The organism is Effusibacillus dendaii (assembly GCF_015097055.1).
Lineage (GTDB): Bacteria > Bacillota > Bacilli > Tumebacillales > Effusibacillaceae > Effusibacillus > Effusibacillus dendaii.
The window spans coordinates 762,026-774,272 of the sequence record NZ_AP023366.1; the positions used below are offsets into that span (position 1 = coordinate 762,026).

General features: G+C 50.1%; 12 protein-coding genes, 1 pseudogene and 1 riboswitch. Of the genes and pseudogenes, 1 reads left to right on the top strand and 12 read right to left on the bottom strand.

Annotated features, from left to right (window positions below; all coding sequences use genetic code 11):
• Positions 1-9: 9 nt before the first annotated feature.
• The gene (locus tag skT53_RS03980) at positions 10-669 is read right to left on the bottom strand and encodes a riboflavin synthase (RefSeq protein ID WP_200759877.1); all 660 of its coding nucleotides are present in this window, start codon (positions 667-669) and stop codon (positions 10-12) included.
• A 7-nt stretch (positions 670-676) separates the two neighbouring features.
• On the bottom strand, positions 677-1,750 hold the full coding sequence (gene ribD, locus skT53_RS03985; RefSeq protein WP_404828951.1) for a bifunctional diaminohydroxyphosphoribosylaminopyrimidine deaminase/5-amino-6-(5-phosphoribosylamino)uracil reductase RibD: 1,074 nt from the start codon (positions 1,748-1,750) through the stop codon (positions 677-679).
• A 159-nt stretch (positions 1,751-1,909) separates the two neighbouring features.
• Positions 1,910-2,082, bottom strand: a riboswitch (FMN riboswitch).
• A gap of 144 nt (positions 2,083-2,226) precedes the next feature.
• On the opposite strand from ribD, the gene skT53_RS03990 reads away from it, so the two are divergent.
• Positions 2,227-3,480 carry a D-alanyl-D-alanine carboxypeptidase family protein gene (locus skT53_RS03990; RefSeq protein ID WP_200759879.1) on the top strand — a complete coding sequence of 418 codons (1,254 nt, stop codon included), beginning with the start codon at positions 2,227-2,229 and terminating at the stop codon, positions 3,478-3,480.
• A 317-nt stretch (positions 3,481-3,797) separates the two neighbouring features.
• On the opposite strand, the gene lysA is transcribed toward skT53_RS03990, so the two are convergent.
• The 10 genes and pseudogenes from lysA to skT53_RS04040 form a co-directional block, all read right to left on the bottom strand.
• The gene (gene lysA / locus skT53_RS03995; protein ID WP_200759880.1) at positions 3,798-5,135 is read right to left on the bottom strand and encodes a diaminopimelate decarboxylase; all 1,338 of its coding nucleotides are present in this window, start codon (positions 5,133-5,135) and stop codon (positions 3,798-3,800) included.
• 148 nt (positions 5,136-5,283) lie between these two features.
• Positions 5,284-6,786, bottom strand: a complete 1,503-nt coding sequence (locus skT53_RS04000; protein ID WP_200759881.1) for a spore germination protein — start codon at positions 6,784-6,786, stop codon at positions 5,284-5,286.
• Positions 6,746-7,384, bottom strand: a complete 639-nt coding sequence (locus skT53_RS04005) for a stage V sporulation protein SpoVABEA (RefSeq protein ID WP_200759882.1) — start codon at positions 7,382-7,384, stop codon at positions 6,746-6,748. The genes skT53_RS04000 and skT53_RS04005 overlap by 41 nt, the downstream gene beginning before the upstream one ends.
• A 16-nt stretch (positions 7,385-7,400) precedes the next feature.
• Positions 7,401-7,751: a stage V sporulation protein AE gene (spoVAE, locus tag skT53_RS04010; protein ID WP_200759883.1), complete on the bottom strand. Its 351-nt coding sequence runs from the start codon at positions 7,749-7,751 to the stop codon at positions 7,401-7,403.
• Positions 7,752-7,755: 4 nt separating this feature from the next.
• Positions 7,756-8,539 (bottom strand): annotated as a pseudogene (locus tag skT53_RS04015) (stage V sporulation protein AD); the annotation flags it as partial.
• Positions 8,540-8,571: 32 nt separating this feature from the next.
• Positions 8,572-9,030 carry a stage V sporulation protein AC gene (gene spoVAC / locus skT53_RS04020; protein ID WP_200759884.1) on the bottom strand — a complete coding sequence of 153 codons (459 nt, stop codon included), beginning with the start codon at positions 9,028-9,030 and terminating at the stop codon, positions 8,572-8,574.
• A gap of 136 nt (positions 9,031-9,166) precedes the next feature.
• Positions 9,167-9,916, bottom strand: coding sequence for an RNA polymerase sporulation sigma factor SigF (sigF, locus tag skT53_RS04025; RefSeq protein ID WP_200759885.1), 750 nt, complete (start codon positions 9,914-9,916; stop codon positions 9,167-9,169).
• Between the two features lie 11 nt (positions 9,917-9,927).
• The gene (gene spoIIAB / locus skT53_RS04030) at positions 9,928-10,368 is read right to left on the bottom strand and encodes an anti-sigma F factor (RefSeq protein WP_200759886.1); all 441 of its coding nucleotides are present in this window, start codon (positions 10,366-10,368) and stop codon (positions 9,928-9,930) included.
• Complete coding sequence (gene spoIIAA, locus skT53_RS04035; RefSeq protein WP_200759887.1) at positions 10,369-10,719, bottom strand: anti-sigma F factor antagonist; 351 nt, start codon at positions 10,717-10,719, stop codon at positions 10,369-10,371.
• 113 nt (positions 10,720-10,832) lie between these two features.
• Positions 10,833-12,176, bottom strand: coding sequence for an FAD-dependent oxidoreductase (locus skT53_RS04040; RefSeq protein WP_200759888.1), 1,344 nt, complete (start codon positions 12,174-12,176; stop codon positions 10,833-10,835).
• Between the last annotated feature and the right edge of the window lie 71 nt (positions 12,177-12,247).

Genomic DNA, 12,247 nt, shown 5'->3' on the forward strand with positions numbered 1-12,247 from the left:
AACCCCCCCCTAGTCGGTAAAACCGTTTTCCCTTAAAAAATCGACTGTTATCGTTGGGCCTGATTTGGCTGCCGGAGCGAACCGCGCTTCCAGAAACCGTTCCACATATTTGCCAATGATGTCACATTCCAGGTTGACCGGATCGCCAATTTTTTTGGCAGACAAATTGGTCATTTCACCCGTATGCGGAATGATCGATACACGAAAACAATCCGGCTGGCGATCCATTACGGTCAAGGAGATTCCGTCAATCGTAATCGATCCTTTTGGCACGATATATTTTATGATTTCCGGCGGCGCTTCAATCTGAAGCAGACGCGCATTGTCTTCCCGGCCAATCGATACGATCGTCCCCACCCCGTCAATGTGGCCAGACACGATATGTCCCCCGAAGCGACCTCCCATTTGCATCGCCCGTTCCAAATTTACCGGGCTGCCCACTTGGAGGGTTCTTAAAGACGTACGGCGCATCGTTTCGGGAACTACATCCGCTTCAAAACCGTCAGCGGTGAACTTTGTAACTGTCAAACAGACACCGTTGACCGATATCGAGTCGCCTAACTGAACGTCTTCCACCACTTTCGCGGCTTGAATGGCTAACTGTATGGCGTGACCGGATGAACGGATTCGAGCCACTCGCCCCACTTCTTCAATAATCCCGGTGAACAACTTGTTTTCACCCCTTCCAAACAGGATATCCTGTTATCGCCAAATCACTTCCAAACATTTGAATGTCAATCCGATTGAGTTCGACCGCTTCTGCCATTTTGCTGAATCCGGTTCCGGCAACCGGCGAAGGTCCGCTCCCTCCTATCAGTTTAGGAGCGATAAACATCGTCATTTTGTCAAACAGCCGACTCTCTAAAAATGACCCGTGCACCTGGCTGCCGCCCTCCACCAAAAGCAGCGAGATCTGACGTTTATGCAGGGCGTCAAGCGTCTGCATAAGATCAAGTTGACCGTTTTGTACATCAACCTGCACAATATCAATCTGTTTACTATGCAGTCTTTCCTTTTTTGCCGGATCGGCTTCCGGACCGCAGACCACAATCGTTGGCGCTTCGCCGTTGAACACGTTTGCGTTTTCCCGGATCTGCAAACGGCGGTCCAACACAACACGAATCGGATTGCGGCCGCCTTCCGGCAGTCGGGTCGTGAGCTGGGGATCATCGGCACACACCGTGTTTCTCCCCACCAGTATCGCGTCTGCCTGGTTTCGCATGCGATGGACAAATAGACGGGATTCCTCGTTTGTTATCCATCTGCTATCCCCGCTATGGGAGGCGATCTTGCCATCCAAAGTCATGGCCGCTTTCAGCCAGACGAACGGCCGCCTCCGGGTAATCGAACAGAGCCATACTTCGTTGAGCATACGCGATTCCGCTTCCAATATGCCAATTTCCACCTGGATGCCCGCCTGCCGAATCCGCTCGACTCCCCTTCCCGCCACAAGTGGGTTGGGGTCGAGCATCGCAACGACTGCCCGGCTGACGCCCGATTCAATGACCAGATCGGCACAGGGCGGCGTTTTCCCATGATGGCTGCATGGTTCAAGCGTGACGTAAATTGTGCTTCCTTTTGCCAGTTCGCCCGCCATCCGCAGCGCATGCACTTCCGCATGCGGCTCGCCCGCTTTTAGATGAGCGCCCATTCCAACAATCCGATTCTGGTTCACCACCACAGCCCCCACCATCGGATTCGGCCATGTCCGCCCACCTGTTGCAGACGCCAGTTGAATGGCAAGCTGCATATACTCACGATCGGTCAAGCGCTCACCTCCCGCAGAACAAATCTCAGCCTGATTCAAAAAATAAAGCCCTGAAGACAGCACTTCAGGGCACTTTGTTGCAAATCGGGTCGTCCATTCGGACATAAACCGAGTAGAGGCGTGAATGGATTCATGCCTCTCCGTCTCCTTCTTTCATCCGGACTGTACCGTCGGTGTTGGAATCTCACCAAACTCCTGCCTTCCCGCTTAGCGTGAACGGCTCGTGGACTGACGCACCTATCGATCAATAAAGACTGCGCGCATTACCACCGGTCGGGAATTGACATGCGTCTCACCCTGCCCCGAAGGAATATATGAAGTTGTACTACAGTATACCGATAGAGACAGGTTCTGTAAAGTTTCATTGCAAATTCCAATAAACCATAATAAAATAAGCATGTCCCAAAATATGTACGGCAAATGTTGTTTAATAATTAAATCTTGGAGTGTTTTTAACAATGATGCGTAAACTGATTATCTGGGTGCTTGCTCTGTTGCTGATTGTTACCATGCTGCCGCTGTTTGCTTTTGCCGCTGAACCGGCACCTTCGATTCAATCAGAAAGCGGTTTTCTGATCGACCTCAAATCGGGTCAAGTCCTCTATTCCAAAAATGAAAACGAGAGGCTGTATCCGGCATCTATAACAAAGATTATGACAGCCATTCTCGCTCTCGAAAATTCGAAACTCGATGAGCAAGTGGTAACATCAAAACGGGCCACCGAACAGGAAGGAAACCGAATTTATTTAGTGGAAGGCGAAACGCAATCGATGGAAAATATGCTGTACGGCTTGCTGCTCAATTCAGGCAACGACGCAGCCATTGCGATCGCTGAACATGTAGCCGGATCGGTGGAAAAGTTTGCCGATATGATGAATCAAAAAGCGAAAGAACTCGGTGCTACCAACACCCATTTCGTCACTCCGAACGGTTTGCATGATCCGCAGCATTATACCACCGCACATGATATGACGCTGATCGCCCGCTATGCGATGCAAAACCCGAAATTCCGCGAAATAGTCGCTACGGAAACGCGCCCGTGGCACGGAAAAGAATGGGAATCGGTACTCAACAACATTAACCCCATGCTATATAACTATGAGGGTGCTACCGGGGTCAAAACCGGATTTACCGATCAGGCGATGCAAACCATGGTATTTTCTGCTAAACGGGGAGACCGGGAACTTATTGGCACACTAATGTTTGCCCAGACGAAGCAAGCGATTCGCCTTGATGCAACGGCTTTGCTTGATTATGGATTCGCCAATTTTAATACCAGGCAGATAGCTGCCAAAGACAAAATTGTCAGTACCAATGCTATCCATTATACGGATGATTTAAAGACAAGTGTGAAAACGGGCGCCGATCTCTATTACACATACCCGGCCGGTTCCAATCCCAACATACAGTCGCAAATCAAGTTGAATCCTCCAGCCAAACCGCCGCTGCAGGCAGGCAGCGTAGTGGGCAGCATGGAATTTACGGCAGACGGAAAACCGATTGGATCTGTTCCGCTCCTCGCGGATCAATCCATCCCTTCACCAACCTTTACGCAGCGAATCGCCATGTTACATGTCAGTCGCTGGTGGTACGCTCTGCTGCCAGCACCGTTCTTGTTTATCGGCTTTATCTACAGACGGACTCGTTTCCGTTCCACAAGAGAACTGAATCTCAACCAGTTGCAAGACTATCGTAACCAAAACTATTTTTGATCATGTAAAAGTCCCTGCGATCAGGGACTTTTTTTGTTACCAATTTTTAGTGCGTTACGGGTCACCGTATTTTGTTGGGATGGTTCTTATCGGGCCGGAATCGCAGCCCCGCTTCCAAATCTCCCTCTAAAGAACCCCCACAACGGGACAATGAATCCCCAAAATCCGCGAATCATGCCACCCCAACGAAACAACGAGGACATAACCGAAAACAATACGCCCATCTAATCCCCCCGCTTTCTTTTTTGACAACTACTTTCAGTCTACGCACGCCATAAAAAAATGACAGGGGAATTGCCTATCCCCTGCCAAAATCGTCAAAATCGGGCGTCTGTCTTGACCGCATGCATTCGCTCCGGCAGTAAATCGTTTCGCAGCAAATCATCGAGCGTTTCCCGTTGTACCACCAGATCCGCCCTGCCATCTTTGACAAACACAACGGCAGGCCTCGTGAGTCGGTTGTAATTGCTGGCCATCGAATAATTGTACGCGCCTGTGCAGAATACGGCGAGAACATCGTTTGGTTTCGCCTCCGGCAGTTCGATGTCCCAAATCAGCATATCGCCGCTTTCACAACATTTTCCTGCAATCGAGACTTTCTCCGTCGGCTTTTCGTTTGCCCGGTTTGCCAAAATCGCCTCATATTCGGATTGGTAAAGAGCGGGACGCGGGTTGTCAGTCATACCGCCGTTCACCGCCACATACTTGCGGATTCCCGGAATTGTCTTGCTGGAACCGATCGTATACAATGTGGTCCCGGACGGCCCCACGATGGAACGTCCCGGCTCGATCATGACTTCCGGAAAGTCGAGTCCGCGCAGCGCAAATTCCGCTTTAATCGCTTCTGTGATGGCCTGTACATATTCAAATGGAGCGAGCGGTTCGTCACCTTCCTTATAACGAATGCCAAATCCGCCGCCTACATTTAATTTTGTAAAGCGAGCGCCTGCTTCCTGTTGTGCCCATTCATACAAATCGGCCAAACGGGCAATCGCCGTTGCAAACCCTTCCGTTTCAAAAATCTGTGAGCCGATGTGGGAATGCAAACCGACCAGACGGACCCCTTTTGTGTTGACCGCCGTTTGAATCGCCTGTTTCGCCTGCCCGTTCGCAATATCAAAACCGAACTTCGAATCCTGTTGCCCAGTTGAAATGTACTCATGCGTATGAACTTCAACACCCGGTGCCACCCGCAGCAATATGACGGCTGTTTTTCCGGCTTCCACGGCCATGGCGCCTAACAATTCCAATTCATAAAAATTGTCGACAACAAATTCTCCAATTCCTGCCTGCAACGCATATTCGATCTCATCCGGTGTTTTGTTGTTCCCGTGAAAATGAATGCGCTCCGCCGGAAAACCAGATTTCAGCGCGGTGTGCAATTCGCCTGCCGATACAACGTCAAGCGACAGTCCTTCTTCTGCCACCAGTTTGCACATCGCCATCGTACAGAACGCTTTCGATGCGTAGCTGATTTGATAACGCAAGCTGCTTTTCTCAAAAGCATCCTTATATGCACGGCACGTTTCGCGAATCAATTGTTCATCATATACATACAACGGTGTCCCGTATTTTTCGGCCAATTCGGTCGTGTCACAGCCGCCAATTTCAAGATGTCCTTTTTCATTGATGCGGCTTGTTCCATGCAGATACATGTGGCAAGCTCCTCTCCCGACTAGAAAAAATCAGTCAACAGTATGACTGACATTATAGCATGCTTTTTGAAAATCATAAAGACAACTAGGCTTACGCCATGCCCTTCGGCGCGGCGTAAGCCTAGTTGCGGGAACCCCCATTCACCATTTAATTCGGCTGCCGATCAGGGTCCTGCGGGCGAACGATAGCGGGACGTTTGTTGATCCGCTGGATCGGCGAGCGAATGAACAGATCCAGAAAGGCGCCAATTTCTAAAGGAAACAATGGCCACATATAGGGACGTCCGACCGATTGGGTAGTAAACAGAAGCAGCATCCACAACCCCACGCCGATGATCAATCCAGGCAGTTTGAATGCCCAAACGGCAACAATCAGACCTAACCGAATCAGTCGGTTCGCCATCCCGACTTCGTAACTGGGGGTGGCATACATACCCAGCACGGCAATCGCCAGGTATAGAATCGTTTCATTATTAAAGAGCCCCACCCCGACCGCAATTTGTCCGATCAGAACGGCCGCAATCAAGCCCATTGCGGTAGCCAGCGGTGTGGGAGTATGAATGGCTGCCATCCGCATCATGTCTAACCCAAGATCGGCAAGAATAAACTGCAGTGCAATCGGGACTTTAGCCGATTTTTCCGGACCAATAAACGTCAATCCATGCGGCAGCCAATCGCGGTGAAAGACAGCAAACAAAAGCCAGAGAGGAACTAAAAAGACAGAAGCCAAAACGGCAAACAGGCGCACCATTCGAATGTAGCCACCCACCGCCGGATTGTTCCTGTATTCCTCCGCATGCTGCAGATGGTGGAAAAACGTGGCGGGTGTTATCATTACAGACGGAGACGTGTCCACGTAAATCAAAACGTGCCCCTCCAATAAATGGATCGCTGCTACGTCTGGCCGTTCCGTATAACGGACAACCGGATACGGATTCCAACCTTTTTGCACGAGGAATTCTTCCACCGATTTTTCCGCCATCGGGATTCCATCCACTTCAATTTTTTCAAGCCGCTGCTTGATCTCTTTCACCAAATTGGGATCAGCGACATCCTGTATGTAGGCGACCGCAATATCCGTTTTGGAGCGGACACCAATTTTCATATTTTCAAAAATCAGCCGCGGATCGCGAATCCTTCTTCTTGTCATGACCGTATTTATCACCAGAGTTTCGACAAAACCGTCACGGGCGCCACGTACCACCTTTTCCAAATCCGGTTCTTCCGGTGTACGATTAGGGTATTGCCTGGCATCCACGATCAGTGCCTGGTCAATTGTATCGATCAAAAAAGCGGTTTGACCTGTAAGAACGGCCGAAACCACTTCCGCTGTCGTTTTCACTGCGCTCACTTGAATATGCGCCATGTAAGTCGATAGTAGGTTTTGCAGGACATCGGACACCAACTGCTCCCGTTCAAGCGTTGACAGGTACCGAAGGATATCGGACAAAATGTGGTCTTTTACAAAACCGTTAATATACAGAATACCGAAATCTTTGCCGGCAAACTCCATTTTACGGAGAACCACATCGTAACTTTTGCCAATGCTCAACGCTTTACTAAAAAATTGAAGGTTCTCCTCTAACTTTTTCTCCAAAGCGAGCTTCTGATCACTCGGCGGGATGTCCGTATTCGTTTGAATATGAGGCATCGAAACCACTCCGTTTCAATATTTCCATGATGGCAGCAGTTGTAATGGGCGCTCCTTTATAATAGGCGTCATTTCCCTGCATCTTTCCGATATCGCCCATTCCTACCACAATCGGCACATTCAGTTTCCTCAGCACGTCGACCGTATCGCCCACGATGACAGGGCGCTTCAGCCCTAACGGGTAGCCGTCTTTATTCACACCGTCATAGACCATATTGCCATCACGGTCGAGTGAAAAATCCACTTTTGTTCCCAATCCGATAGTGGTGTTGGCTGCAACCGCAATCGCGCCAATCACTTCAATAGCGGGATGGCGAATAAAATCGAGCAGCGTTTTCTCGCCGACTCCTTCCCACTCATCCCCATTATCGTCAAACATTACAATCACCGGGTCATGCTTCGCCTTCAGCACCAGTTTTACCAGCTGCTTGGCATAGAGAGGGGAAGGATTTCCCGCCGAACGGGAAATCACACGGGCTCCTACTTGTCGAGCTGCGGTCTCGACCGATTTGCGAGCAATTTGGTCGCCATCCGTAATCACGATCACCTTGCGTTTGGCGGCCGGTTTATTGGAATGGGATTCCGGTTCCGAATCCATCACAATCCCCCCGCTCCTATCCTCTCGCACGAAAGACCAGCGCCGCCAAAAAACTGAAAATGATGGCTGCCGAAATACCTGCGCTGGTCACTTCAAAAATTCCGGTAATGATGCCGACCAATCCTTCTTTTTGCGCTTCCGCCATCGCACCGTGCACCAACGAGTTGCCAAAACTGGTGATGGGAACCGATGCACCCGCTCCGGCAAATTTGATAAGCGGTTCATATAAGCCGAATCCGTCCAGTATCGCACCTGCTACAACCAGAATCACCATCACGTGGGCAGGCGTCAAAGTGGTCAAATCCATCAACAATTGTCCCACCACACAGATCAAGCCGCCAATTACAAACGCCCAAAAAAAGGTCATGGTTTTATGCACCTCCTGCTTCAATTGCGACCGCATGGGCAATACATGGAATACTTTCCCCCTTAGGTAACCGTTGCACAACAGGCGCAGCCGCTTCCGCCAGAAAATACTTCCGGTTGATCCGGATGGTAGATCAAAACTCCGCAATCCTCATATCTGTCTTCGATTGAATATCCGTTGTTTTCCAGCATTTCGCGCGCGATTGGCGCACCGATTCGCGCCAAATCGCCCGTAACAATCAGATCATAATCGGCTGGCGTACGGCCTGTATCCTGAAAATGGGCCGTGATCGTATCGACCGCTGCTGGCGCCATCGCAGCCCCCATCTCCCAAGGGCTTTTGATTCCCCAATCGATCACTTTGCCGATTGTCGCGTGTGTGATCAGATGCCCTTTCTCGCTTTTCCCGACCAGCGCCGCGCCCGCTCCGGTTACTGTGCAGTGGGCGGTCGGCGGCTTTTGTCCGCCATATTCGGTCGGATAGCGAAATTGCCGCTCCGCTGTTGAATTATGGCTCGATGTAGCAGCAATCGCATAGTTTGCATAACCGCTGTCAACAAGCTGCGCCGCCAAAGCGAGTCCTTCCATGGAAGTCGAGCAAGCCCCCAATATGCCCAAATAGGGACGAGCGGCGGTTCTCGCAGAAAAACTGGAAGTTGTAATCTGATTGACAAGGTCCCCGCTCAAAATCAAATCCACCTGGTCGGATGTAGGCCCCGCTTTTTCAATCGCCAGTTGGATAGATTGTTCCAACAGCTTTTCTTCCGCCTTCGCCCAACTGTTTTGTCCTTGTTTACCTACTTTGCCCATACGCCACCTCCTTAGATCTTGTTAACGAAATAACGGATCAAAGCGATAAAAAAAGCTGCTACCGTTCCGTATACGATGACCGGTCCCGCCAGTTTGAACATATTTCCGGACACCCCGAGGACAAGTCCTTCGCTCTTGCTCTCAAGAGCACAAGATGCCATTGAATTGGCAAAACCGGTGACAGGCACAGCCGAGCCGGCTCCTGCCCACTGACCGATTCGGTCATAGACGCCAAACCCTGTTAACAGCACAGATATAAAAATGAGAGTGGCAACCGTCGGATTGCTGGCGGATCGCTCCGGGAAATCGAACACCTTCATGTAAAACATCTGTATAAATTGACCGATCAGACAGATCAGTCCGCCGACCAAAAAAGCCCGTATCGTATTTCGCAGAACGGGCTTCTGCGGCGTTCTTGCTCTGGCAAAATCTTTATACGTCTGTTTGCTTTGCGACCCGCTTGTAATCATGAGAACTACACCCCCTTGCCTGGAATTTCTTTCGATTCTATAGAATCCCACGGATTGCTGACTGCTATCCATGAAAACAAAAAACATCCCGCCTCACTGTAAAAGTGAAACGAGATGTTCTAAGCACGTTCGGACCTTACCCCAGCTGATCCTTAATCGTTTGCAAAATCCGTTTTTCCAGCCGGGATACCTGCACTTGCGAGATGCCTAATACCTCGGCTACTTCCGCCTGTGTTTTGTCGCGGAAAAACCGCAAAAAAACGATCAATCGTTCACGCTCCGGCAGCTTGGTGAGCGCATCGTGCAGCGACAGTCTGTCAAACCAGCGTTCCTGCGTATCGTCAGCAATTTGATCTGCCAAATAAATCGGATCTCCGTCATTTTCATAGACCGTTTCATGAATGGAAGCCGGCTGCCGCAGCGCCTCTTGTGCGAAAACGATTTCCGCCGGTTCCATTCCCATGATTTCCGCCACTTCGTTTACATGCGGCTGACGGCCTGTTTTTTTGGAAAATTCGTCCCTCACCCGGCGGATTTGTCTGGCTGTCTCCTTGAGGGAACGGGAGATTTTAATTGTTGAATCATCGCGCAAAAAACGCTGGATTTCGCCGATAATCATAGGCACCGCATAGGTGGAGAAACGGACGTCATAATTCAAATCAAATTTATCAATCGCTTTCATCAGCCCGATACAGCCGATCTGAAACAGATCGTCCGGTTCGTATCCCCTGTTCAGGAAGCGTTGCACCACCGACCAGACCAAACGTTGGTTGGCAACGACCAATTGTTCACGGGCTGACTGTTCGCCCGATTGACTCCTGGCAATTAAATCCTTGACTTGTTCATCAGCCAGTTTGCCTGTTGAAGGACTTCGATATTGTTCCATAGGCAAACCCCTTAATGTTCGAGTACTTGCGCACTCTTGATAGTTTTAACCAGACGGACGCGGGTGCCTTTGCCGGGAGCCGATGTGACTTCCATTTCATCCATGAAATTTTCCATGATGGTAAACCCCATACCGGAGCGCTCCAATTCCGGTTTGGACGTGTAAAGCGGCTGACGAGCCTCTTCCACATCCTCAATTCCCCGTCCGTGGTCCTCAATGATCAATTCGACTCTTTGACCCTCCAAATAACATGTCACGGTGACAATCCCCTCTTGACCCTCGTACCCATGAATAATCGAATTTGTTACCGCTTCCGAGACAACCGTTTTGATCTCGGTAAGTTCTTCCATATCCGGATTTAACTGCGATATGAAAGCAGCCACTGCCACCCGGGCAAACGACTCATTGACGGAAAGGCTTGCAAATTCAATCTTGATGTGATTTCGTGCCATTTATGCTTCCCCCATTTCCGATAATGCGCCGCTCTCAGTCTCGTAAAGGGGCAATATCTTGTGGATTCCGGACAGTTCGAACAGCTTGCGAATGGAACCTTGAACCGAACAGATGGCCATCTTGCCTCCCAGTTGGGACACCTGCTTGTATCGGCCCAAAATCACCCCTAACCCGGAACTGTCCATAAAATCCAAACGCTCTAGCGACAGAATCAGATTTTTGCTGGTTCCGTGCTCAAATTCCGAATCTACCCGGGTTCTCACCATTTCCGCCGTATGATGATCCAACTCGCCTGCCAAACGGACTGCCAGGGTAGTGCCCATTTTTTCTATCTCGATATGTAAGCTCATGTTCTTTTCCCCCTGAGGTGTTGGTCTACAGAGGGTATTCGAGTCACGGCAAATTTTTTCCTGCCCCTCGACAAAACTAGATGTTATTCGATCGATTGCGTCAAAGGACAGCGTCAAAAACGGCGGGCTGCCTGCTGCACCGGATCCCATACAGAGTTAAAAGGGGGGGCATAGGACAAATCCAATTCGAGCAGTTGATCGATTGTCATATCGTGGTACAAAGCAACAGCCAACAGATCGATTCGCTTGTCCGCACCCGCTTTCCCAATTGCCTGTCCACCCAACAGTTTTCCGCTGGATTTTTCCGCCAAAAGCTTGATCGTAAGCGGTTCGGCGTTCGGATAATATCCTGCATGATCTTTTGTCTCGATCTGCACCGATTCAAATTCAACTCCCAAATCGCTCGCTTCTTTTTCGTTTAAACCGGTTCGAGCCATGGCCAAATCAAATATTTTAACAACAGCTGAACCGACTATCCCCGCGAAAGAGGCCGTTTGCCCCGCCATATTTTTGCCGGCAATCCGCCCCTGCTTGTTTGCGGTAGTACCGAGCGGGATATAATCGTCTTTTTGTTTTACACGATGATAATGGACCGCTGCATCCCCGGCCGCATATATATTTGGAAAATTGGTCTCCATCTGCCGGTTGACCTGAATCGCGTCGCGAAATCCCAGCCCAATGCCCGCCTCTTTCGCCAGTTCACTGTTTGGCACAACGCCGATGGCAATCAAAACCAGATCGGCCGGTAACGATTCGGTTTCTGTCTCTACCGACTGGACTACCCCTTGCTTTCCTGCAATCCCCTTTACGGTTTGCCCGAGCTTTACCCGAACACCTTTTTGTTCCATATGAAGACAGGCCTGTTCGGAAATCTCCCGATCCCAAGCGGTGGCAATCTGATCGTTCCGATCCAGCACGATAACCTGTTTTCCAAGATTTGTAACCGCTTCCGCCATTTCCAAACCGATATATCCGCCGCCAATAATCACACACCTTTGCACATGGGCCTGTTCCGTCAAATAACGGCGAATCCGTTCGGCATCAGGGATCGTTTTCAGCAGAAAGACCCCCTGCAGGCTGGTTCCCTCCCAGTTTGGAACGATCGGTCTGGCGCCGGTGGCAATCAGCAGTTTGTCATATGAAATCTGTCTTGTCTCTCCCGAACGCAAATTTGTATACTCGACTGACCGATTGTGTGGGTGAACACGCGTGGCTTGACATTCCATTCGCACATCGATGCCATATTTGTTCTGAAACGTTTCCCTCGTTCGGGCAATCAATTTGTGCGAATCGGCGACATCGCCGCCAATGTAATAGGGAAGTCCGCACTGGGCATAGGAAAGCGTCTCCCCCATCTCCAGCACAATCGTTTGACACGTTTCTGACATATGTCTGACAATCTGCATCGCAGCGCTCATCCCTGCTGCATCGCCTCCCACCACAACAAATGATTTCATAAGTCATATCTCCCCCTTCTGTTTCTATCATTGCCACAAAGATTAAAAAACTAACTATTTCCCTGCATCAC